At 56.3% G+C, this 23,725-nt stretch carries 21 protein-coding genes; 12 read left to right on the top strand and 9 right to left on the bottom strand.

Going from position 1 to position 23,725, the window contains the following annotated elements; all coding sequences use genetic code 11:
* Positions 1-122 precede the first annotated feature (122 nt).
* The 3 genes from gshA to CXF87_RS02255 are packed head-to-tail and all read left to right on the top strand — an operon-like array spanning position 123 to position 3,169.
* Positions 123-1,766: a glutamate--cysteine ligase gene (gshA, locus tag CXF87_RS02265; protein ID WP_101145319.1), complete on the top strand. Its 1,644-nt coding sequence runs from the start codon at positions 123-125 to the stop codon at positions 1,764-1,766.
* Positions 1,763-2,263, top strand: coding sequence for a disulfide bond formation protein B (locus tag CXF87_RS02260; protein ID WP_101145318.1), 501 nt, complete (start codon positions 1,763-1,765; stop codon positions 2,261-2,263). Before gshA ends, CXF87_RS02260 begins: the two co-directional genes overlap by 4 nt.
* A gap of 27 nt (positions 2,264-2,290) precedes the next feature.
* Positions 2,291-3,169, top strand: coding sequence for an alpha/beta hydrolase (locus tag CXF87_RS02255; protein ID WP_101145317.1), 879 nt, complete (start codon positions 2,291-2,293; stop codon positions 3,167-3,169).
* Here the strand turns inward: CXF87_RS02255 and CXF87_RS02250 are convergent.
* The 5 genes from CXF87_RS02250 to CXF87_RS02230 form a co-directional block, all read right to left on the bottom strand.
* Positions 3,166-3,846, bottom strand: a complete 681-nt coding sequence (locus CXF87_RS02250; RefSeq protein WP_101145316.1) for an ABC transporter ATP-binding protein — start codon at positions 3,844-3,846, stop codon at positions 3,166-3,168. The genes CXF87_RS02255 and CXF87_RS02250 overlap by 4 nt on opposite strands.
* Positions 3,839-4,591 (bottom strand): ABC transporter ATP-binding protein, encoded by a 753-nt coding sequence (locus tag CXF87_RS02245; RefSeq protein WP_101145315.1) that lies wholly within the window; start codon positions 4,589-4,591, stop codon positions 3,839-3,841. The genes CXF87_RS02250 and CXF87_RS02245 overlap by 8 nt, the downstream gene beginning before the upstream one ends.
* Positions 4,584-5,624, bottom strand: a complete 1,041-nt coding sequence (locus CXF87_RS02240; RefSeq protein WP_198555984.1) for a branched-chain amino acid ABC transporter permease — start codon at positions 5,622-5,624, stop codon at positions 4,584-4,586. Before CXF87_RS02240 ends, CXF87_RS02245 begins: the two co-directional genes overlap by 8 nt.
* On the bottom strand, positions 5,617-6,537 hold the full coding sequence (locus CXF87_RS02235) for a branched-chain amino acid ABC transporter permease (RefSeq protein WP_101145314.1): 921 nt from the start codon (positions 6,535-6,537) through the stop codon (positions 5,617-5,619). Before CXF87_RS02235 ends, CXF87_RS02240 begins: the two co-directional genes overlap by 8 nt.
* A 63-nt stretch (positions 6,538-6,600) precedes the next feature.
* Complete coding sequence (locus CXF87_RS02230; RefSeq protein ID WP_101145313.1) at positions 6,601-7,743, bottom strand: ABC transporter substrate-binding protein; 1,143 nt, start codon at positions 7,741-7,743, stop codon at positions 6,601-6,603.
* A gap of 442 nt (positions 7,744-8,185) precedes the next feature.
* On the opposite strand from CXF87_RS02230, the gene rsd reads away from it, so the two are divergent.
* Positions 8,186-8,674 carry a sigma D regulator gene (rsd, locus tag CXF87_RS02225; protein WP_101145312.1) on the top strand — a complete coding sequence of 163 codons (489 nt, stop codon included), beginning with the start codon at positions 8,186-8,188 and terminating at the stop codon, positions 8,672-8,674.
* Between the two features lie 121 nt (positions 8,675-8,795).
* Here the strand turns inward: rsd and CXF87_RS02220 are convergent, their stop codons facing one another.
* Together CXF87_RS02220 and CXF87_RS02215 are read right to left on the bottom strand one after the other, a co-directional pair.
* Positions 8,796-11,858 (bottom strand): efflux RND transporter permease subunit, encoded by a 3,063-nt coding sequence (locus tag CXF87_RS02220; protein ID WP_101145311.1) that lies wholly within the window; start codon positions 11,856-11,858, stop codon positions 8,796-8,798.
* Positions 11,842-12,963: an efflux RND transporter periplasmic adaptor subunit gene (locus tag CXF87_RS02215; RefSeq protein ID WP_101145310.1), complete on the bottom strand. Its 1,122-nt coding sequence runs from the start codon at positions 12,961-12,963 to the stop codon at positions 11,842-11,844. The genes CXF87_RS02220 and CXF87_RS02215 overlap by 17 nt, the downstream gene beginning before the upstream one ends.
* A gap of 243 nt (positions 12,964-13,206) precedes the next feature.
* Between CXF87_RS02215 and CXF87_RS02210 the strand changes: the two genes are divergently transcribed.
* The gene (locus CXF87_RS02210; RefSeq protein WP_101145309.1) at positions 13,207-14,181 is read left to right on the top strand and encodes a malate dehydrogenase; all 975 of its coding nucleotides are present in this window, start codon (positions 13,207-13,209) and stop codon (positions 14,179-14,181) included.
* A gap of 95 nt (positions 14,182-14,276) precedes the next feature.
* On the opposite strand, the gene CXF87_RS02205 is transcribed toward CXF87_RS02210, so the two are convergent.
* Positions 14,277-14,933, bottom strand: coding sequence for an HAD family hydrolase (locus CXF87_RS02205; protein ID WP_101145308.1), 657 nt, complete (start codon positions 14,931-14,933; stop codon positions 14,277-14,279).
* A 214-nt stretch (positions 14,934-15,147) separates the two neighbouring features.
* Between CXF87_RS02205 and rppH the strand changes: the two genes are divergently transcribed.
* Together rppH and ptsP are read left to right on the top strand one after the other, a co-directional pair.
* On the top strand, positions 15,148-15,639 hold the full coding sequence (rppH, locus tag CXF87_RS02200) for an RNA pyrophosphohydrolase (protein WP_101145336.1): 492 nt from the start codon (positions 15,148-15,150) through the stop codon (positions 15,637-15,639).
* 88 nt (positions 15,640-15,727) lie between these two features.
* Complete coding sequence (gene ptsP, locus CXF87_RS02195) at positions 15,728-17,989, top strand: phosphoenolpyruvate--protein phosphotransferase (protein WP_101145307.1); 2,262 nt, start codon at positions 15,728-15,730, stop codon at positions 17,987-17,989.
* A 13-nt stretch (positions 17,990-18,002) separates the two neighbouring features.
* Here ptsP and CXF87_RS02190 read toward each other — a convergent pair whose 3' ends face one another.
* Entirely contained in the window at positions 18,003-18,785 is a 783-nt protein-coding gene (locus tag CXF87_RS02190; protein ID WP_101145306.1) for an NRDE family protein, read from the bottom strand.
* A gap of 209 nt (positions 18,786-18,994) precedes the next feature.
* Here CXF87_RS02190 and CXF87_RS02185 point away from each other — a divergent pair, with 209 nt between their 5' ends.
* The 5 genes from CXF87_RS02185 to CXF87_RS02165 all read left to right on the top strand — a co-directional run bounded on the left by CXF87_RS02185 (position 18,995) and on the right by CXF87_RS02165 (position 23,490).
* Positions 18,995-20,161, top strand: a complete 1,167-nt coding sequence (locus CXF87_RS02185; RefSeq protein WP_101145305.1) for a response regulator — start codon at positions 18,995-18,997, stop codon at positions 20,159-20,161.
* Between the two features lie 224 nt (positions 20,162-20,385).
* Positions 20,386-21,177 (top strand): prolipoprotein diacylglyceryl transferase, encoded by a 792-nt coding sequence (lgt, locus tag CXF87_RS02180; protein ID WP_101145304.1) that lies wholly within the window; start codon positions 20,386-20,388, stop codon positions 21,175-21,177.
* 176 nt (positions 21,178-21,353) lie between these two features.
* Complete coding sequence (locus CXF87_RS02175) at positions 21,354-22,127, top strand: thymidylate synthase (protein ID WP_232774535.1); 774 nt, start codon at positions 21,354-21,356, stop codon at positions 22,125-22,127.
* On the top strand, positions 22,124-22,681 hold the full coding sequence (locus CXF87_RS02170) for a dihydrofolate reductase (RefSeq protein WP_101145302.1): 558 nt from the start codon (positions 22,124-22,126) through the stop codon (positions 22,679-22,681). Before CXF87_RS02175 ends, CXF87_RS02170 begins: the two co-directional genes overlap by 4 nt.
* 20 nt (positions 22,682-22,701) lie before the next feature.
* Complete coding sequence (locus CXF87_RS02165; RefSeq protein ID WP_101145301.1) at positions 22,702-23,490, top strand: ProQ/FINO family protein; 789 nt, start codon at positions 22,702-22,704, stop codon at positions 23,488-23,490.
* Positions 23,491-23,725: the final 235 nt, after the last annotated feature.

Raw genomic sequence — 23,725 nt, 5'->3', positions numbered from 1 at the left:
CTTGAAAAAAACACGGTTGCCGCCATATCCTGTTTTCTATTTTGAGACAGCGATGATGGCGATGCCACCTGACTACACCAAGGTCCGCTCACAGCGGGCTTTACTGACAAGGAGTGTTCACCTTGCCTGAACCACTCACTGTGCCATCCGCGCTGACCGCGCAAGTTGAACGCCTAATCCCCAGCGCGCGCCTTGGTCGGTTGGGCCGCCTGCGTCGTGGGCTTGAAAAAGAGGGGCTGCGGGTTGATGCCAATGGACACATTGCCCAAACGCCGCACCCGCATGCCTTAGGCTCTAAATTAACGCATCCGCATATCACTACCGACTACTCAGAGTCGTTGCTTGAGTACATCACGCCGGTTTACTCCGACCCGAGTGAAGCGCTGTCGTTTCTGTCTGACCTGCATACCTTTACTTATCACCACCTGCAGGATGAATGGATCTGGCCTGGCAGTATGCCATCACGGCTCTCAGGTAATGACAGCGTGCCGATTGCCGATTACGGCTGCTCCAATGTGGGCACCATGAAGCATGTTTACCGCAAAGGGCTAGACATGCGCTACGGCCGCATCATGCAGGCGATTGCCGGCGTTCACTACAACGTATCGTTGCCCGATGACATGTGGCACGCCCTGCGTGAGCTGGAAAAAGCCACCAACATCCCATTTAACGATTACCGCTCCACTCGCTATTTCGGCATGATCCGCCACTTCCGCCGCCATAGTTGGCTGTTGCTGTATCTTTTCGGCGCTTCACCCGCCATCGATAAAAGTTTTTTGCCTGACGACAAAAAAGTGCCTGAAAAGCTGCAGTCACTCAGCGACGACACCTATTTTGCGCCCTACGCGACGACGCTACGTATGTCCGATCTGGGCTATCAAAACAAGGTTCAGTCGCAGCTCAAAATTTGTTTTAACTCGCTATCGAATTACGTCAATACCCTGCGTCATGCCATCTCGTCGCCATGGCCGGACTACGAGAAAATGGGCGTTAATGTTGATGGCGAATGGCGCCAGCTAAACGCCAATATTCTGCAGATCGAAAACGAGTACTACAGTGATATTCGCCCCAAGCGTGTCGCCAAGCACAACGAAACCCCCAGCCAGGCCCTCGAAGCCCGCGGTGTGGAGTACATCGAAGTGCGCTGTCTCGATCTCAATCCTTTCGACCCTCTCGGCGTAACCGAAACCCAGATGCGCTTTGTGGACACCTTCTTGATGTGGTGCCTACTCAGCGACAGCCCCTGGATCTCCGATGAAGAGTGTGACCGCTTGGACGACAACCGTCGCTGGGTAGTCGAGCGTGGCCGCGACCCTGCGCTTAAGCTGTTTAATCATGGTGAAGCGACGTCGGTGCGTGAATGGGGCGAACAAATATTTGCCGAGATGGGTGAAGTCGCCCGCCTATTAGATGCCGTCGAAGAGGGAAGCCCTCATGCTGACGCACTGGCAGAACTCGCTCCACGCCTAGCAGACCCTTCGCTAACGCCATCAGCACAGGTGCTCGAACGGCTCAAAGCGAACGGCGGCTCGCTAAGTGATTTAATGCTTAGCCTGGCCCAGGAGCAGGCGGAGCAGCTGAAAGCAGAACCTATGCAGCGCAGCCGTGAAGCGCTACTTGCTCAACTGATTGAAACCTCGCACCAGCAGCAGCGCGATATTGAAGCCGCTGATAATGAAACCTTTGAAGCGTTTCTAGAGGCTTATTTCGCCAAGGCGCGCGAGTCCCGGGCCTTGTCCGCGTTGCCATCTGAGGCTCATCAATGATCCTGCCTACATATCGTTCGGTTGCCCTGGCCGGTTTGGCCTTCTGCGTTTTAATGATGGCGGTGGCGCTTGGCCTGGAGCATATCGGTGGGTTTGAGCCTTGCCCGCTATGCATCTTCCAGCGTGTCGCGGTGATCGCGGCGGGCATTGTGTTTGCCATTGCCGCCATTCATAGCCCGGCCGGGCGGGTCGGTAAAGTAATTTACGGAGTGCTGGCGCTGGCTGCCGTAGGCACCGGTGCCTTTATCGCCGGGCGTCATGTGTGGCTGCAAGGCTTGCCTGCCGATGAGGTGCCTTCCTGCGGCCCTGGGCTTGATTACATGATGGACATCCTGCCCATGCAGGAGGTGGTGGCCATGGTGCTGACCGGCTCGGGGGAGTGCGCTAATATCGATTTCTCGCTGTTAGGCCTCTCGCTACCCGCCTGGACGCTGATCGGTTTTGCCATTCTGGCCATCGCCCCGTTACGGATGCTGTTTTTTAAAAGCCGGGGTTAGCCGTAAGGCAGCTATAAGGAGATCGGCATGCTTTATCGACATTTCACGACTCAGGAAGAGATCGACCGCGCCTACGACCCGATGATGGGGCGAGACCCGTTGGTGTTGGTAAAGGCGTGGCGTGAGCGCAGCGCAGCATCAAGAGCCAACCATCGCACAACGCTCGATCTGCCTTATGGTCCAACGCTTGCTGAGCGCATGGATATCTTTCATGCCGATGCACCTCATGCTGATGCATCTCATGACGAGCATCCAAAAGCCCCGGTGCATGTGTTCTTCCACGGCGGCTATTGGCGCTCGCTGAGCCATCGTGAATTCAGCTTTATTGTCGATGATCTGGTAAAAGCCGGTATCACTGTCGCGGTGGTTAACTACGCGCTCTGCCCGCAGGTACGCTTTAGCGAGCTGGTACGGCAGAGTCAGGCCGCGATTGCCTACCTCTACAAGCATGCCCCTGAAGTGGGTGTCGATCCGGAACAGCTAAGTATTTCGGGACATTCGGCGGGCGGGCATCTCTGCGCCATGCTGATGTCGACGGATTGGGAAGGTGCCTTTGGGTTGCCAAATCAACTGATTCGCGGCGCGCTCTGTATCAGCGGATTATACGACCTACGGCCATTTCCATGGTCGTGGCTACAGCCCAAGCTTCAGCTTAGCGGTCGCGATGTGCAGGAGTTCAGCCCGTTATGGTTGCCGTGCCGGGTGCCTGCGCCTATTAAGCTGGTGGCTGGAGCAGGGGAGTCTGAAGAGTTTGAGTGGCAAATGAGCAGCTACGCTGAGCATTTGAGCAAGCAAGGCCAAACAGTGACTCAGCAGCTACTTCCTGACGTAGACCACTTCTCGATTCTTGAGCACTATCTAAACGATGACTGCTTCGTTGAGTGGATTAAAGCGTTTCACGCCTAAACACCCAGGTATCGGTCGCGAATAGCGCTGTCCAGCGCGGCGGGCTTGCCGTCCCACACCGTGCAGCCTTTTTCCAGGATGGTGCAGCGGTCAGCGATGGGCAGGATTTCGCTTAACGACTTATCGACCAGCAGGGTAGCCTGCCCCTGCTCCTTGAGCAGACGAATCGCCCGCCAGATTTCCTGGCGAATCACCGGTGCCAGACCCTCGGTGGCCTCATCCAGCACCAGCAGGCGCGGGTTGGTCATTAGCGCACGGCCAATGGCCAGCATCTGCTGTTCGCCGCCAGAGAGCGTTTTGGCCATTTGTGCGCGGCGCTCTTCCAGGCGCGGAAATAATGTTTCCACTTTCTCCAGCGTCCACTCGCCCGGGCGGGCCGTGACCAGCAGGTTTTCGCGTACCGATAGGTTAGGAAAGCAGCGACGACCCTCCGGCACCAAGCCAAGCCCCGCCTTGGCGATGCGGTAAGCGGGCAGACGACGTATGTTCTGCGACTCGAACACAATTGTGCCGCGGCTAGCTGGGGTCAGCCCAAAGATCGAGCGGATAGTGGTGGTCTTGCCCATGCCATTGCGGCCCATCAAGGCAACCATTTCACCGGCCGCGACCTCGAACGTCACGCCGAATAGCGCCTGGGAAGGGCCATAAAACGTCTCAATATCAGCAACTTTAAGCATCAGAATCTCCCAGGTAAGCTTCCCGAACGCGCGGGTCCTGCTTAATTGTCTGGCTGTCGCCATGGGCGATGACGCTGCCAGAGACCAGCACCGAAATACGGTCAGCCAAACGAAAGACCGCTTCCATATCGTGTTCGATCAGAAGAATGGGCACTTCCAGCTTCAGTGCCTCGAGCAGCTCGGTTAGCTTTGCTGAACCCTCTGGGCCCAGGCCCGCCATGGGCTCATCCAGCAGCAGGGCGCGAGGCTTAAGTGCCAGAGCGCAGGCGACTTCCACCTGGCGACGCTCGCCGTGGGAAAGCTCGAATACCGGTGTCCAGGCGCGGTGGCTGAGCTGCATCCGTTCCAGCGCCTCATAAGCTGGCTTTAGCAGCTGTTGATCCCTGGCGACGGGTTTCCAGAACCGAAAACTGTGACTCTGAAGCGCTTGAACGCCCATCATCACATTGCGCATCACCGAAAGCGGCTCAGCCAGCGATGACACCTGAAAGCTCCGTCCCAGCCCAAGACGTGCGCGCTCGGCTATGCTCATAGTGGTGATATCGGTGTCAGCTAGATAGACGCGGCCCTCGTCGGGGCGCAGGCTACCGGCAATCTGCCCGATCAGCGTCGATTTACCCGCGCCGTTGGGGCCAATCAGGGCATGGATTTCACCTGGCCTAAGATCCAGCGAGACATCGTTGGTCGCCTGTAACGCGCCAAAACGCTTATGCAAATTTTGCAGTGAAAGGATAGCGTCACTCATTGCGCTCACTCCCTGCCAGCCAACCCATGACACCGTGCTTGGCAAAAAGCACGACGCCAAGCAGCACCAGCCCCAAAAAGAGCTGCCAGTACTCGGTGATTCCACCTAGCAAAGTTTCCATCATCACAAACAGCACCGCCCCGGCCAGCGGGCCATAAAGGCGCCCCACACCCCCCAGGATGACGATCACCATTAGCTCGCCGGAGAAGTGCCAACTGAGCATCGACGGGCTGACGAACCCGTTCAGGTCCGCGTAAAGCGCTCCAGCAAGCCCGGTAATCGCCGCAGAGATAACAAAAGCTACCAGACGAATGGGATACGGGCTGACCCCCGCCGTTGCCAGTCGTACGTCATTCAGCCGAGCCATGGTCAGCGCGGCGCCAAAGCGCGATTTCATCAGCCGCGAAGTCAGCGCCATCGCAAACACCAGCCCGGTGAAACAGATGAGGAAATAGGTCAACGCATCCGTGCTATCAACCAGAGGCAGGGTGTTGCGTATGTAAATAGGCAATCCATCCTGACCGCCGTAGGTGGGCCAGGAGTTGGCAAAGTAGTAGATCATCTGAGCAAAGGCGAGGGTGATCATAATGAAGTAGACCCCGGTGGTGCGCAGCGAAATGGCGCCGATCGCCAGAGCCAGCAGGGCGCACAGAACCACAGCGGCCAGCCATACTACCAACAGGCTATCGCTGCCCGGCACGCTGAAGGGCCAGCTCATGAAGGGCGTCAAGTCGAAGGCATGGTAGGCGCTGATGCCTGCCACATAGCCACCCAGACCAAAATAGGCTGCATGACCGAAGCTCACCATGCCGCCATAGCCAATTGCCAGGTTGAGCCCGACGGCCGCCATGGCAATGATGGTGACTCGCGAGGCCAGATTGACGTAATAGGTGTGACCCAAAAAATAGGCCGCCACAGGCAGTAACAGCAGCAGGCCGAGCAGAATCATCTGGACCAGGCCTTTGCGGTCGAAGTGGCTATCCGCGTCGGTGACTGGCGCAGCGTTCTTGGAAAGGGAAGTGGTATTAGTCATTGGCAGCAAACAGTCCCTTGGGCTTGAACGCGAGGATGACGGCCATGAGGATATAGATCAGCATCGCAGCCAGTGAAGAACCGACCCCAGTGGCTTCGGAAGGCGGCATGAATGTTTGGAAAAACAGCGGCAGGTAGACGCGCCCCAAGGTATCGACAACCCCCACCAGCAGCGCCCCGAACAGCGCGCCCTTGATCGAGCCGATACCGCCGATCACGATGACCACGAAGGCCAGAATCAGCACCGGCTCGCCCATGCCTACTTGAACCGACTGCAGCGCACCAACCAATGCACCGGCTAAGCCTGCCAAGCCCGCGCCCAAGGCAAACACGACGGTATACAACTTTGAAATATTCACCCCCAGCGCACCAATCATTTCGCGGTCACTTTCTCCGGCCCGAATGCGCATGCCTAAGCGCGTTTTCGAGATCAAAACGTAAAGGGCAATCGAAATAACAATGCCCACGCCAATCAGCATTAGTCGGTAGATGGGATAGCGAGTATCGCCGGGCAGGGTAACAAACCCGGTTAGCCAGGAAGGCGGGCTGAGCCGCATCGGCGACGAACCGAAAATCCAGCGCGTGCCTTCGGAAAAAATCAGTATCAGTGCAAAGGTCGCCAATACCTGGTCAAGGTGAGGGCGGTGATAAAGTCGACGTATCACCAGCAACTCTACCAACGCGCCGACCATCGCGGCGGCAGCCATGCCAGCCCCAAGGCCAATTAAAAATGAGCCCGTTGAAGCAGTGACCGCCGCCGTGGCGTAGGCCCCCACCATATAAAAAGAGCCGTGGGCAAGATTGATTAGCCCCATCACCCCGAACACCAGGGTGAGGCCGCTGGCCATCAAAAACAGCATCGTGCCTAGCTGAACGCCGTTAAGTAGTTGCTCGATTAGCAGGGTAACGGACACGTTGGTTAACCTTGACGAAGGTGAAGAGAAATGGCTGGGTGCACGCACCCAGCCGAGGCCAGCTTACATTTCGCACTGCTCGTAGTAGACATCCTGGATATCTTCAATCGCCACACCGATCAGGCGATTGGTGGGCTCGCCATCATCACCTTCCACCACTTCACGTACATAAATATCCTGGATGGGATGCTGGTTGGGGCCAAAGCGGAACTCACCGCGCACGCTATCAAAGTCAGCGGCCCGCAGTGCTTCGCGGAAGGCATCTTTGTCATCGGGGTGGGCAGTTTCCAACGCGCTGAGAATCAGGTTGGCGGTGTCGTAACCTTGTGCCGCGTAGAGCGTCGGCATGCGGTCATAGGCGGCTTGGAAGCCCTCTACAAAGCGGTCGTTGGCTTCATTCTCCAGGTCGTAGGCCCATAGCGAAGTGTTGCGTGCACCAATCGCTGCACTGCCTACCGCTTTGATAAGAATTTCATCAAACGAGAACGCCGCGCCAAAGATCGGCATGTCAACGCCCGAGCTTTCCCACTGCTTCATGAACGAGATACCCATGCCGCCAGGTAAGAAGAAGAACAGGCTGTCGGCATCGCTATCGCGAATCTGGGCGATTTCAGCCGCATAGTCGGTCTGACCCATTTGGGTGTAAAGCTCGCCAACGACCTCACCTTCATAAAGGTGCTTGAAGCCCGCGAGCGCATCGGTACCCGCCGGATAGTTGGGGGCCATAATGATCGGGCGCTCATAGCCCTGTTCGCGCATATAGGCGCCCATGGCGCCATGCAGGTTGTCGTTCTGATAGGCCACGTTGAAGTAGTTCTCGTGGCACATACGACCAGCCAGGTCGGAAGGGCCCGCATTGGGGGAGAGGTAGAAGGTGCCTTGGCGGGTAACGGAAGGCACCACCGCCATCGCCAGGTTGGACCAGATGATGCCGGTGAGAATATCAACGTCATCACGCTGTATAAATTCATTGGACAAACTGCGCGCCAAGTCAGGGCGTCTAGCATCATCCTGAATCAACACTTCCACATCGTCGCGGCCAGACTGCTCCAGCGCCAGCATGAAGCCGTCGCGAACGTCCACGCCCAGATGCGAGCCGCCGCCTGAAAGGGTGGTGATCATGCCAATTTTGACGTCTTCAGCTTGCGCGGTCAGCACGCTTGAAGAGAGCAGTAAGCCAAGGCCAAAGCGGGATATCATTTTCATAGTGAGTTCCTTGTTTTAATTAACCCTTGCCGCATTTTTAACGAACATTATCTTGCTGAAAACTATCGTTTAGAACAACAAAAGCTGCGACTATTTGGTCGCTGCTCGATTAGAACAAGCCATGTTATAGCCTATCGAGAAAGTGGTGTCGTCATAAGGGACGGCCCGGTGAGTTATTTGCCCGGCATACTTACATACGGCTTTGCTCGCAATGCTGGTGCTAAAGTGAGAGCATCATTTCAGTCAGGGTTAAGTCATGACGATTAGCATGAAAACGCTAGTTAGTAGGCATAGAAGAAAGGGTTATTATTAATGAACCTTTCGTACCAAGGAAACCGCACCCGCTGGGATTGACAGAGGTAGGTGGAGGCGCGACTCTAAGCCTATTCGTTATTTAGACCGGCTAATGGTCGTTAAATCGGTGAGTTTAAGGAGAAACCCCATGCTCGAAGATTGCAAAAATGCCCTGGAGCGCTGGGGAGGCGTACATACCCTGATCGACCGCTGGCTGGATCAGCGTCGTCAGCTGTTAGTCAGCTTCATTGAGCTGAAAGAGGCATGTGACGCTGAACTGGAAGCGGTGAGCAAATCACCTATTGATGCCTTCAGCGAGCTATTGATGGATTACATCAGCGCTGGGCACTTCGAAATCTATCCTCAGCTGTCGGAAGAGGCGCAGGCCTTTGGCGATGATGCTGCGCTGGTTATCGCAGAGAAGCTGCTTGAGCGTCTGGAAATGTCAACCGAGATGGTTCTGGAGTTTGATACCGATTTCGGCTCTACCCTTAGCTGCGAGCAAAATATTGCCCGTTTGCCTGCCTGGATCGACCGTCTGGCGCGTGGCCTTACCGAACGCTTCGCGCTGGAAGACCAGCTGATCGCGCGCTTGCACGCCGCCCATAGCCCCGAGCACGCCAAAGCCCCCGCTTAACGAATCACTATCGTCCGGTAGGAGCGCAATTCATTGCGCGATCAGCAAGGATCGGAGCGCCGAGTGTGAGTGCTACACGATGGCCTGATCGCCCGACAAGTCGGGCTCCAGGGGCTGGGTGTCATCGCCGTTTACCCCCGATCACCAGCATGCAGGGGGTAAGCAGCAGCGTTAGTGCGGTGCCGAAGGTGAGGCCGCCAGCGATGGCGCTCGACATTTGCGTCCACCACTGGGCGGAGGGCGCATTAAAGCCAAGGGCAGGGGTAAACAGATCGACATTGATCCCCAGCACCATCGGCATCAGACCTAACACCGTGGTAATCGCCGTTAACAGCACCGGGCGAAGGCGTAAGCAACCCGCTTCCAGGGCGGCCTCGCCGGGCGTCATGCCTTGGCCGCGCAGCTCGTTGTAGGTGTCGATCAACACGATATTGTTATTCACCACGATACCCGCCAGGGCAATCACGCCCATCCCCACCATGACAATGCCGAAAGCTTGGCCGGTAATCAGCAGGCCCATCAGCACACCCGCGGTGGAGAACACAATCGCCGAAAGCACCAATCCCGCCTGATAGAAACTGTTGAACTGAGTGACCAGAATCAGCGCCATCAGGCCAATAGCAATCATGAACGCGCTGGCCAGGAACTGCATCGACTCCTGCTGATCCTCCTGCTCGCCAGCCACATTGACCATTAAGCCGTCAGGCAGGCTATCGCGACCTGCCTCTAGCAGCGCACGCAGGCGCTCATCGGCAAGAAAGCCGGGAGCGAGATCCGCATCGATGGTAATCGCCCGGCGGCCGTCGATACGGTTAAGGGTGCCCACCTTGGGTGCCGGTTCAAGGGTCACAAAGTGCGAGATAGGCACCTGACCCCGCTGGGTGTTGATGGTCAAGCGCTCTAACTGATCCAGGGAGCGCCAGTTTTGCGGCAGGCGAACGCGGATATCCACTTCGTCACTGACTTCGGGCGGGCGATAGCTCGCCACCTGCAGGCCCGTGGTCAGCAGTTGCACCGCGCTACCGATGGTCGTGACATCGGTGCCCATGCGCGCCGCGGCTTCGCGGTCCACATTCACCTGCCACTCCACGCCGGGTAGGCTGCGGTTATCCTGAATGTCGGTAAAACCACCCAGTTCACGCATTAATTGGGCTAACTGGTTAACGCCTGCATCAGCGACGTCAGGATTCGTAGCGCTCACCTCCAGTACGATGGGTTTTCCGCCGCCAGGGCCCATTTCCTGCTCCTGGAACTCCAGGGTAATGCCGGGAATATCCCGAGCGCGCTCGGCCATATCATCCAGAATAGCCTGGGCAGGGCGCCGCTCATGCCAGTCGATAAACTGGAACTGCAGCATGCCAATCACATCACTACCCATCTGCTCGTTAGGCACTGCAAACGAGCGCGCATAAAGCGCTCTCACTTCGCTCATGCCGGATAGCTTCGCCTCTACCCGCTGGACGATGGCATCGGTCTCCACGGCGGAGAAGTCGCCGCGGGCGCGTACCAATACCTGGGCACTATCAGGCTCTACGTTGGGGAAAAAGTCGACACCGTGGTTGAAACGCGCATAGCCGGTATACAGCAACACCATCAATAACACGGTGACCAGCAGCACCCAGGCAGGGTGCTTAAGCAGTCTGGTCAGCAGGTGGCGATAGCCGCGCCCGAAGGAGGTTGTGGCCTCTTCATTGTTAGCCGTTGATTGTTTCGTGTCGGTGCGGGTAAACAAGCACCCTAAGGTAGGCAAGAACACCAGCGCCATGGCCAGCGATGCCAGCAGGCATAGAATCACCGTAGCGGGCAGGTACTTCATAAACTGACCGACCACGCCGGGCCAGAACAGCAGGGGAATAAAAACCGCTAGCGTAGTGGCCGTCGAGGCAATCACCGGCCAACTCATTCGCGAGGCAGCATTGAGCCATGCTTGATGGGGCGTTTGACCATCGTGGAGATAGCGGTCGGCAAGTTCACTCACCACAATCGCACCGTCGACCAACATACCAGCCACTAAAATCAGCGCAAACAGCACCACGATATTGAGCGTAAACCCAAATGCCCACACCAGCAGGATGCCGGTCAAGAAGGCGCCGGGGATGGTCAGGCCTACCAACAGTGCCATGCGCCAGCCCATCACCGCGACCACCACAATCAGTACCAGTACCACGGCGGTGAGTACGTTGTTGAGCAGCTCGGAGAGCATATTTTCAACGGTGGTCGACTCATCGAGAATAGTGGTGAAGCGAAGCTGCTCGGGCAATAAATCATCGGCTTCTGCCAGGCGCTCACGTACCGCGCCAATGGTGGCGATGATATTGGCCCCGGCACGTTTGGAAACTTCCAGTACCACCGCAAGCTGATCATCAATACGGGCAAAGCCTTCGGGGTCTTTGTAGGTAGGGTTGATCCACGCCACATCACCAAAGGTGACGACGCGATCCTCATCCACCTTGACCGGCATATTCATGACATCGTCAAGGGACTCAATAATGCCGGGGACTTTTAAGGCCAAGCGCCCCGCGCCAGTATCCAAACTGCCTGCTGCCACCAAGCGGTTATTGCGCGACACCTGGTTGAACAGCGTGTCGAAATCGACCCCATAGCTCTCGAGCACCAGCGGATCTACGACGATTTCCAGCAGGTCTTCCCGCTCACCGGCTATGTCCACTTCCAGCACATCGGCGATGCCTTCGATCTCCTCCTGCAGTCGCCGGGCAATCGTCATGCGTTCGCGGGTATCCAGTTGCCCGGAGAGGCCGATAGTCAATACCGGAAATTCCGAGACGTTGACTTCCATGACTCGTGGCTCATCGGCCTCGTCAGGCAGCTCGCTACGGGCGATATCCACGCGATCACGCACGTCGGTCAGCGCGGTATCGGGGTCAAAGCCAGGGTCGAACTCCAGCGTAATCGAGCCATGGCCTTCGCTGGACTGGGCGGTAAACTTGCGCAGTCCTTCAATGCCGCGCAGTTCCTGCTCCATGGGGCGGATCAGCAGCCGCTCGCCATCCTCGGGGCTCACACCCTCCAACGACAGCGAAACGTAAATCATTGGAATGGTGACGTCGGGGTTGGCTTCTTTAGGGATCATCTGCCAGGCAGCGATGCCCGCCAGCAGCAGGCTCACCAACAGAAGAAGTGTCGTGCGGGTGTGGTCTAGCGCCGCATTAATCAACTGGCGCATGAACGCTTTCCTGTCCGGCTTGCGGTTGCGAAATAATGGCGTCTTCAGCAGGTACCGGTGTCACCGTTTCGCCGATATCCACCATGCCCGCGCCTAGCGTAATGAGGCGCAGCGGGTCGGGTAGGCCGGTTACATAGGCGCGCTGTATATCGGCGCTCACCAGTTCGATGGCGGTCTGCTGTACCTGATCGTCCTCATCCAGATGTTTGACGGCCAGTTGGCCCTCACTGTTCAAACTGAGCAGGGCGGGTGACAGGGTGTGCACCTGGCGGGGCGGCAGCGTAATTGTCAGTTCCGCGCTACCACCGGCAAGACGTTTACCCGCCGGGTTATCCAGCGTGGCTTCGATATAAAAGGTACGCGTGGCCTCTTCTGCGCGGTGGCTGATAAAAGTCAGCTCGCCTTCAAGGTGGTCGCCATTGAGTAATCGTGCGGTGACAGGCAATCCCTCGCTCAAATCGCCTACCTGCTGCTGAGACACCCAGGCGGCGCCCTTCAAGCGGCGGTCGTCCACCAACTGGGCCCACTCTTCTCCGGGCTGTAACAGGTCGCCTACCTCTACCTGCACGCGATCGATCACACCATCAAAAGGCGCATTGGGGCGGCTGTCATCCAGTTGCTTCTGCAGTTGGGCCACCGAGGCGGCGCTGGCGCTGAGAGAACTCTGCAGGCGCAAAAGCTCGGGCTGCGAAATCAGCTCCCGCTGGCGCAGGTTGCGTGCCCCGGCATACTCCGCTTCAGCCACCGCTAGCTCGTCCCGGGCCTGCTGCAGTTGTTCAGGCAGGGCGTCGTTATCCAGTACCAGCAGCGTATCGCCCGCCTTAACGCGGCTACCTTGGGCAACCGGCTTTTCGGCCACAAAGCCTGCGACGTTGGCACGCAGGGTGGTTTCGCGTTCAGCGGTCAACTGGCCTTGAATGATCTGTTGGGGAATAAACGGCGTACTCTGCTGTTCTACCACTTCGACCCGTGGCCCCGATTCGTTACGGGGGGCAGCTTCCGGTGCCGTGGTCTGAAAACGCTGAAAATTACCAAAAGCGAGCCATATCACCAACGCCAGCACCAGTAGGCTAGCCAAGGCATAAGAGAAGGGAATTCGTCGCATGGGGGCGTCCATGTCCTTAGCATTACAAGAAAGGAGGGCATTAAGCCGAAGATACCATAGCGCAACTCGGCCTTTGCAGCGAGTGGCAGGCCGCGACGAGAATGGTAGGTACGGTAAATGGGTAGTCGTCTCTTGTCTGATTGAGTTTTTGCCCAACTGGGCATACCATCTTTGCGTCTTGAGTTCTGTTGAGCCACCCCTCAGGCGAGAACCATCCCTAGGCGAACCTATCAAGGAGCAATGATGAAAGATCCAGTACGTATTGCGATTACCGGCGGCGCCGGTCAGATCAGCTACTCTCTTATTTTCCGCATCGCCGCTGGCGACATGTTGGGGCCGGATCAGCCTGTCATTCTCCAGCTGCTGGAAATTCCCCAGGCAATGGACGCCCTGAACGGCGTGGTAATGGAAGTTAATGACTGTGCTTTCCCGCTGGTTCAAGACATCGTCGCGACTGATGACCCGAACGTCGCGTTCAAAGACGCTGACTTCGCCCTGTTGGTAGGTGCGCGTCCGCGTGGCCCAGGCATGGAGCGTAAAGATCTGCTGGAAGCCAACGCCGCGATCTTCTCCGTTCAAGGTAAAGCGCTGAACGACCACGCTAGTCGTGATGTGAAAGTGCTGGTCGTGGGTAACCCGGCTAACACCAACGCGCTGATTGCTTCCTGCAACGCGCCGGACCTGGACGCAGGCCAGTTCACCGCGATGACGCGTCTGGACCACAACCGCGCCCTGACCCAGCTGGCACAGAAAACCGGCAAGCACGTCACTGACGTCGAAAACATGATCATCTGGGGCAACCACAGTGCCACTCAGTATCCGGATCTGGCCCAGTGCAAAGTCGACGGCAAAGCAGCATTCGATCTGGTTGAGCGCGACTGGTACGAAAACGACTTCATCCCCACCGTGCAACAGCGCGGCGCGGCCATCATCAAAGCACGTGGCGCTTCTTCTGCCGCCTCTGCTGCCTCTTCCGCCATCGACCACATGCACGACTGGGCGCTGGGCTCCAAAGGCATCGTCAGCATGGCGATTCCGTCTGACGGCAGCTATGGCATTGAAGAAGGCATCATCTACTCCTACCCGGTTCGCTGTCAGGGTGGCAAGTATGAAATCGTTCAAGGCTTCGAAATCGATGCCTTCAGCGAAGAGAAGATGAAAGCCACCGAGAAAGAACTGCGCGAAGAGCGTGCTGCGGTCGAGCACCTGCTCGGTTAAACGCGCCTGCTGACGCTTTTAGATGAGCGGCAGTCAACGTAAAAAACCCCTGTAAGCATGGCTTTCAGGGGTTTTTTTACGCTTCAATACTCACTTCAATCCCGCAAGCTCATAATCCGCCATTGGCGCTCTTCGGCGACTTTGCGCAGGGTGTCGTCTGGGTCTACCGCAACGGGGTGCTCGACTTTTTCTAATAGCGGTAAGTCATTGTGCGAGTCGCTGTAGAACCAGGCGCCTTCCATGCTCAGGTCTTGGTCTTTCAGCCAATGCTCCAGGCGAGTGACTTTGCCTTCGCGGTAGCTCAGCGTGCCAGAAACACGCCCCGTGTAACGGCCCTGTTCCACTTCCGGATTCACCGCGATCAAGTGATCGACACCCAAGCGCTCTGCAATCGGCGCGGTAATAAAGCGGTTAGTGGCGGTAATAATCAGCAGCGTGTCGCCTTTAGTGCGGTGACGGGCCAGCAGCTCTTCCGCTTTGGGTAGAATGCTGGGCTCGATTTTGCTGACCATAAACTGCTGATGCCAGGCAGCAAGCTGCTCAGGAGTGTTATCGGCTAGAGGCTTAAGCGCCATTTCTAAAAAGGCGGCCATATCCAGCGTACCCGCGTTGTAATCGGCCATAAAACGCTCATTGGCTTCCCGGTAAGCGACCGGGTCGACAGCCCCTTGTTCGAGTAAAAACTCGCCCCAGGCATGATCGCTGTCGATGGATAGCAGCGTATTATCCAAATCGAATATGGCCAGACTCACGGCGCTCCCCTTTTTTAGTCAGTGATAGTAGGCGAATAGTAGTGGTGAAATAAGCGCTAATTAGGCAAATAGCGGAGGCGGATTATCGCAGAGTCGCCACCTCATTCCCACCAACGCGCCGCAGCCATTCATCACTTAGCGTTATATTGTATTGATACGTTTGTCTCCCTTGTGGAAAAATGGGGACAACTGAAAATTTATGAAGGTGATGTCCGTGATCGACGCTGACGGCTTTCGCCCCAATGTTGGCATTATCATTGCCAATAGCCAGGGGCAGCTGCTTTGGGCGCGTCGGGTAGGACAAAATGCGTGGCAATTTCCCCAGGGGGGCATCAATGCAAGCGAGACGCCACAACAAGCACTTTTTCGTGAGCTTTACGAAGAGATCGGCTTAACCGCCGGTGATGTTGATATTGTTGCCTGCACCCGGGGCTGGCTACGCTACCGTCTGCCACGACGCATGATTCGCACACATTCGCGTCCGGTCTGCATAGGCCAGAAGCAAAAGTGGTTTTTACTTAAAATTCGTTGCCAGGAAAGCCAAATCTGTATGACGGCAACCCCAACACCTGAATTTGATGGGTGGCGGTGGGTGAGCTACTGGTACCCGCTAGGGCAGGTAGTACCTTTTAAAAGAGAGGTGTATCGGCGCGCGTTGCGAGAATTGTCTCCCCGCGTTCAGCGCCTGGCACAGGATGACGATTAGGGCGACACGCCGCTGCCCAAGGTAGGGCGGCGGCAGTTTGCCAAGAAATTCCTCAGCGAGGCAAATAACAGTGAAAAGTAAAACGTCCATGCTTGAGGTGTTGCGCCGGGTGATTCAGGAAGTGAACGGCGCGCGCAACCTCAATGCCGCGCTGTCCACAATGGTACGTCGAATTCGTAAGGCGATGCAGACCGATGTGTGCTCTTTCTACCTCTACGACAAAGAGCTTGAGTCGCTGGTATTGATGGAGACCATTGGCCTGCGCACCCAGGCTGTTGGGCGCGTCGTACTGCCATTAGGTGAAGGCCTAGTGGGCTTAGTGGCTAAGCGCAGTGAGCCGCTTAACCTCGAAGACGCCCAGACCCACCCGCAATTCCGCTACTTTGAAGCCACCGGCGAGGAGCGCTACTCCAGCTTTTTGGGTGTGCCGATTATTCATCAGCGCCATATGCTGGGCGTGCTGGTGGTTCAGCAAGCCGAAAAGCGCCGCTACGACGATGAAGACGAAGCCTTTTTGGTCACCATGGCCGCTCAGTTGGCAGGTGTATTGGCCCATGCGTTGGCGACCGGCAACCTAATGCGCCCGGCGCTTGCGGGCGGCCAGGCAATGTTTAAAGGCGTTGCCGCCTCGCCAGGCATGGCGATGGGTGAGGCGGTGGTGATTACCCCGCCTGCTGACTTAAACAGCGTGCCTGATTTGGTACCCAGCGACCTGGATTATGAGGTGGCACGCTTAAAGGAAGCAATTGGCAAAACCCGCAGCGAAATTCGTGCGGCGGCCGAACGGTTGGCCAGCCGTATCTCCGCTCAGGAGCTGGCGCTGTTTGATGTGTATCAGCAGATGCTCGGTGAAGCGGCGCTGGCCGATGAAGTCGAAAAGCGTATTCGTGAAGGGCAGTGGGCGCCAGGCGCGCTCGCCGATGTGGTTCGACGCCACGTGCAGTATTTAGAGCGGGTTGACGATAACTACCTGCGTGAGCGGGCGGCTGATATTCGTGATCTAGGCCGCCGAGTACTGGCGCACCTACAGGAAGACATCCCCTCTACGCCGGAAACCTACCCCGATAACGCCATTCTGGTCGGCGATGAAATTAGCGTGGCCATGCTGGGTGAAGTCCCCCGCGACAAGCTTAAAGGACTCGTCTCGGTGCGTGGCTCCAGCACGTCCCACGTGGCGATTGTCGCCCGCGCAATGGGTATTCCTACGGTGCTCGGCATGGTGGATTTGCCGCTGCCGCGCCTGGGCGGTGCGCCGGTGGTGTTGGATGGTCACCGTGGTCGACTGTTCGTGCGCCCAGCGCCTGAACTTAAAGCCCGCTACGCCAGTCTGATCGCCGAAGAAGAGGCGCTCAGCGAACTACTTGAGCACGAACAGGATTTGCCCAGCGCCACGCCCGATGGTCATATCATGCCACTCCTGGTGAACACTGGGTTGGCAGTTGATGCCACTGCGCTGCTGAAAAGCCGCATCGGAGGGGTGGGGCTTTACCGTACCGAAGTGCCGTTTATGATCACCGAGCGTTTCCCCGGCGAAAAAGAGCAAACCCGGCTCTATCGCGATCAGTTAGAAGGCTTTGCGCCACTGCCGGTCGTGATGCGTACGCTGGATATTGGTGGCGACAAAGATCTGCCCTATTTCCCCATCGAAGAGGCCAATCCATTCCTTGGCTGGCGCGGCATGCGGGTAACGCTGGATCACCCCGAAGTGCTAATGGTGCAACTGCGCGCCATGCTTAAAGCCTCCATTGATCTCGATAATCTCTACGTGCTATTCCCGATGATCACCAACGTAGAAGAGGTCGATGAGGCACTGCGTCTGTTGGATCGCGCCATTTTAGAGCTAGGGGAAGAGGGCATTCCCGTCATTCGGCCTAAGGTTGGCGTGATGATTGAAGTGCCCGCTACTATTTATCAAATGGATGCGCTGGCTAAGCGAGTCGACTTTTTCTCCGTAGGCAGCAACGATCTTACCCAGTACTTGCTGGCGGTAGACCGCAATAACCCACGGGTATCGAGTCTGTACGATGCCCTGCACCCAGCGCTGCTCGGTGCGCTTCTGGAACTTGCCAACGACGCTACGCGGCTTCATAAACCCATTTCTTTATGCGGTGAATTAGCCGGTGACCCAGCTGGGGCGCTGCTGCTGATGGCAATGGGCTTTACCAGCCTCTCCATGAACGCGCCCAGCCTACCCAAAGTACGCGCGGCAATCCGCCGAGTACCGTTTACCGATGCCCAGCAGCTGCTCAAAGAAGTGATGGAGTTGGATACACCTGCCCAAGTACATGCGCATTTAGATCAGCGTTTAGATGAGTGGCAGTTGGCGCATTTGATGCCACCCCGCGACTAAGGGATGTTTGTCTTCAGCTGCTGGGAAGCGCCAGGGTGGTTTCACCCTCAAACCGCCCCAGCGGCCCGAAGCGCTGCTCGCTAATGTCGATGTTCCCTTGGGCGTCTAACGTCAGCCACGAAGTGGCACGGGTGCCATAGCGCTCGCCAACAATAAACGCCGCCGATAACTGGCGCTCCAATTCGAGCCCCACACCGGTATCCGGTAACTCCTCCACCGCAGCCTCCTGAGGATTTTGCATCGCGCACTGCACGATGTGAGGCCAGGCTTGAACTGGGCCTTCTTGGAAAAGCGTATGTTCGAGTGCGCTACGCACATGTAAAAGCTTTGGCCAGGGGGAGTTAAGGTCGGCATTGGAGAGGCCATGCACGCCGGGGGCTACCTCGCTTAAGGCTAGGCGGTCACGACCACGGTGCAAATGCCACATTCGCTGTGGCGTGGCAACTAACAAGTTAAAGCCTGCATAGCGTAATGCCCCGCCTTGACCAAGCTCGGTGAGCCACGCGTTAATATCGTCACACTTCAGAGCGTTTGCGACCAGTTCGCCACGGCTAGGCGCGCCGGGGGGCACGCTCAGTTGTAAATCGCGTACATTGGTCAAGGCTGCTACGACACCGCCACGCTTGGCAGCCAGCCACGAACCACCAGCCTCCAAATCACGACCACCGATAATGGCAGGGTTATCTTTCCACTGCGCAAGTGGCGCGGTAGGGCGTACATGGAACTCATCGCGGTTGCCCATCAGCCGCAAAGGTGTCGGCGTACCGGGTTGCCAAGCAAACGATATCAAGCACATAACAAACTCATAGGCGAAAAGGGTGAAATACGTTCAACGCAAGAGCAGCATGACAGTAACGAAGCGTAGACGTACACTGCTATCAGTATCAGGTTTGTAGTATAAATCATCACCCAAGGGGTGTGAGTGCCGTCATAGTGGCAGGTGTCTCAGCGGTTAAACAGCGGTCACGTTATCAGCGGCCATTCGGCCAAGAGGAAGGCGAGATCATGCAGCGCTATCAAAGGGAGCACTTTTGGAACGCCATTGTGTGGCCGCTGTTGTGGCCGCTGCTGCTTTTGCAAGCGGCACTGATTGTGCTCTGCCTGGTAGTTGGTGCAATGGTCTGGTGGGTGTCGCCAAGTTACGCCTCCTGGAGCACTCTGCTATGGTTAATGGCCGCCCTGCTCATCGGTAGCAGTTTGAATGTCGGCGCCTTCCTAATGCTGCTCAAAGCGCGTGGTCGACGTAACGATATTCGTTTCATACAAGAACTCGCCGAGCTTGAGCGGCACAGTCAGGTATTATGCGCCACCGCTGAACGTGCGCAGCTCGAGCAACAATGCTCCCCGTCGGATGCGTCCGACGAAACTCATCTTCCCCTGCAGCGCCTGGCCAATGTTAACGAAATGCTAGCCGGGCTTAAACGCCGCATCCACTACTCGCAAGTAGCTAATGCCGCCACTAAAAACACACAGCATGAGCATGAACAAACGCTACTGGACGACCTTCAACATCAGCAGCGGCAGCTCAAACACTTAATGGCGGGGCGTGACAGGGCGCGGGAAGAGTCACGTTTAAAGTCAGGTTATCTAATACTGCTCCAGCGTGAAACTGACAGTCTGTTTGAACACTTAAATGCAATGGCCGAAAACGATATTACCGATAGTTGTCGGCAAAATATTATGGATGTGCGCGAGCGGCTGTCAGATATTCGCGCGCTATTAGCTAACCTTGTTCAGCACACTGCTGAAGAAGGCATGGCGAAGGGAAGTGATAATTTACGTGTGCTGGTGGTTGATGATGGGCCGGTGAATTTGATGCTGGCACGGCAAATGCTGGAAACCCAGGGTCTTCAAGTAGAAGGTGTGAGTAGCGGTGAACAGGCGCTTGAACGCCAGCAAGGCGCCTTTTTCGACCTGGTGTTTATGGACATTTTTATGCCCACCTTGGATGGGCTTGAGACCACCCGGCGCTGGCGTGAATATGAGCGCACCCATAGCGGTAGCCAAAGCGTGCTGGTTGCGCTGACAGCCAACGTTGACAACGCTGGGCGTGATGCCTGCCTAACCGCCGGTATGGATGACCTGCTTGCCAAACCGTACCAACCTGAAACTCTTCTCAGCATGATTAGCCATTGGTTTCCTGGCACGCTTAAACCGACACCTCCTGCATGATCATCGTCCTGAATGACCTTCGTCGTCGCGTTCGATCAATGAACACTAGCAGCGGTCGCTCGGAGTAAGGAGCTGGCGTTGAGATGTGGTTTGCGTTTTTCAGTATTGTTGGCACCAACGTTCCATTTGCCCGCTTAGGCGTTAAACTTGCTCGCTAACTAATGGTGTGGGCGCTTTAGTAATTCGTGAGTGAAAATTCCCTTTGGTCAGAGTAGAGAGTGTAAATGATTAATTACCCGACGATTGACCCAGTGGCAATCTCCTTAGGGCCGCTGCAAGTCCATTGGTATGGCTTGATGTACGTAGTGGGTTTTGTCGCAGCATGGTGGCTTGGTTGTCGGCGGGCATCGCGCATCGGCCTCAATAATGATGATATCGGCGATTTGCTTTTCTACTGTGCGATAGGGGTGGTGGCAGGTGGGCGCTTAGGTTACGCGCTGTTCTACGGGCTAGGACAGTGGACAGCCGACCCGCTGTGGATCTTCCGCGTATGGGATGGCGGCATGAGCTTTCACGGTGGCCTACTCGGCGTACTGTTGGCGGCCTGGATATTCGCTCGGCGCAAACAGCTAGCCTTCTTGACCCTGACTGACTTTATTGCCCCCTTGGTACCCATCGGTTTGGGGGCTGGGCGCATCGGCAACTTTATCAACCACGAGCTACCGGGGCGCGTGACCTCGCTACCCTGGGGCATGCCGTTTCCCGGTATGGAGCCTGAACCGCGCCACCCATCCGCACTCTATGAAGCTTTGCTGGAAGGCGTCGTGCTGTTCGCTATTCTATGGTGGGTCTCCGCCAAGCCCACATCTCGCGGCTTCTTATCCGGGCTGTTTTTAGTCTGCTACGGCGTTTTCCGCTTTATGGTCGAGTTTGTCCGCATGCCCGACGCCCATATTGGCTATCTTGCGTTTGGCTGGTTCACCATGGGTATGCTGCTCAGCCTCCCCATGATTGCCCTGGGCCTGTTCGTTATTGCCTGGTCACGCTCCCAGCCAGTGGACGTGAAAATCCCATAAGTCTAGAAAAAGGAGCGCTTAGCCAGTTGGTTTCGACCGACTGGCTAAAAAGAGGGGCAATCTTCGCATTGCCCCTTATGACCCCACCACCTAGAATAAACGGCTACACCGCCTGTTAATTTGGAAATTCTGTGACTGTATCAACGCCCGCGCTTGAGCAACCCTATTTAGACTTGATGCAAACCGTTTTGGAGCATGGCGTTGACCGCCACGACCGCACAGGCGTGGGTACGCGTTCCGTGTTTGGTCATCAAATGCGTTTCGATTTATCGCGTGGTTTTCCGCTCATCACCACCAAAAAACTGCACCTACGCTCTATTATTCACGAACTTCTATGGTTCCTGAAGGGCGACACTAACATCGCCTACTTGAAAGAGAACGGCGTGCGGATATGGGACGAATGGGCAGATGAAAACGGCGACCTAGGCCCCGTTTACGGCTACCAGTGGCGTAGCTGGCCTGACCCTAAAGGTGGCAGCGTTGACCAGATTGCCAGGGTATTGGAGCAAATTCGTACCTCGCCACAGTCGCGCCGGCTGATTGTTTCCGCCTGGAACCCAGCCCAGGTCGATGAAATGCAGCTACCGCCGTGTCACTGCCTGTTCCAGTTTTACGTTGCCAATGGAAAACTGTCGTGCCAGCTCTATCAGCGCAGCGCCGATATTTTCCTCGGTGTACCGTTTAACATCGCCAGCTACGCCTTGCTACTGACCATGGTGGCACAGGTGACAGGCCTTCAGCCGGGTGAATTTATTCACACCCTTGGCGATGCGCACTTATACAGTAATCACCTGGAACAGGCCAAAGAACAGCTCGCGCGCACCCCGAAGGCCGCGCCAAAGCTAGTGCTTAACCCAGCAATAAACGACCTGTTCGCGTTCCGTTTCGAAGATATCGAGATTGAGGCTTACGAACCGCACCCTCACATCAAAGCCGAGGTGGCGGTATGAGCCAGCTGAACGATATGGCAGAACAAAAGGATAGCTTCGATTCCCTGGTGCCGGTGGCAATGATTGTCGCCATGGCAAAGAACCGAGTGATCGGCGTCGACGGCAAGCTGCCCTGGTACTTGCCCGAAGATTTGAAGTTCTTTAAGCGTATTACCCAGGCAAAACCACTGGTGATGGGACGTAAAACTTACGCCTCCATTGGCAAGCCGCTGCCGAACCGGCTTAATGTAGTGGTTACCCGCAACGCCGAGTTTTCTCACGAAGGCATACGTGTGTGCCACGACTTGCCCGCAGCGCTGGAACTGGCCGACCAGCATGCCACTATAGAGGCGGCAGAAGAGATCATGGTGATGGGGGGCGGAGAGATTTACCGCCAAGCGCTACCCTTTGCTCAGCGGCTTTACATCACGGAAGTGGATATCGACGTAGAAGGCGACGCCACGTTTCCTGACTTCGCACTCAGCGAATGGCAAGAAGTACAGCGCGTAGCGGGGCAGCCAGCAGAAGGGCAGCCAAACTACGATTTTGTGGTCTACGAGCGTATCGCCGACTGAAAAGGTCAAAGGAGAAGGTTATGGCCGCCAGCTTAATGAATATTTTAGATGACTTAGAAGCGCGTCTTGAACGCACACAAGCTGAGCTGCAAGCCCTGCGCGAAGAAAACCAGCGGCTAATGCAGCAGTTGGCGCTGCAAAATGCTCCAGAGCCAAGCGAGCCAGGCCAGGAGAGGGCGGCCACCGCTGAATCCCACCGCGAAGGTGCTCCTGAACCAATGGTCACTAAGAGCGAAGCGTCTGACCAAGCAATCTCTGAACCAGCAGCGTCCGCTCCACAAGCTGTACCAGAGCATAACGAACAAGAGGGGCCTGCCGAAATAGCACAAACAGTTCAAACAGCTGAATCTGCCCAAGCACCTTCGCCGCATGCACTGCTTAATCAATGGTATGAACGCTATCCAAAAGCGTTCTTTAAAGGCCATACCAAACCGCTCAAAGTAGGTATTCACCAAGACTTGGCGGAGCGCGAAGAGTGGCCCAATAAGCTGATTCGTCGCGCACTGGCCAACTACGTAAACCTTCCCCGCTATATAAAAGCCGTGCGTGTAGGCGCTGAGCGGGTAGATTTAGACGGCCAGCCTGCCGGTAAGGTTGATAAAGAGGCAGCGCAGCATGCATCAGAAAAACGCGGCGAAAAAAAAGAGAACGAACAACCTAAGAAAAGCCCATCCAAATCAAAACCTGTTGCCCCAAAGCCCCGGCAAGTGGCGGTAGAGCAGGCTGAAAGTGAAAAAAGTGAATCGCATAAGCCGCTTAGCTTAGAAGACAAATTGCTAGGCTTGCAGCAAAAATTCAAAGGGCGCTGAGACCAGGCCTGAGCGCAGGGGTTCCATAAAAAAATGCAAATAGTAAAGAAACACTGTTTTTTTCTATTGCGTTCTCTGGGATCCCAGTATAGAGTTTGCCTTGCGAGCATTGGACTATAACAAGGCTTAGTTGAGGACATGCCGCATACCACCGGGAAAAACCGGGGATGGAAAAAGAGCATGGCCCGCAAAAGCCACCTGCCGACTTATTAAGAGTCGAGCAGTAACGATCGAA

It is taken from the genome of Halomonas sp. MES3-P3E (assembly GCF_002836035.1).
Classification (GTDB): domain Bacteria; phylum Pseudomonadota; class Gammaproteobacteria; order Pseudomonadales; family Halomonadaceae; genus Vreelandella; species Vreelandella arctica.
Note: the sequence above shows the minus strand (reverse complement) of the source record. Positions and strands in the feature narration are given on the sequence as shown.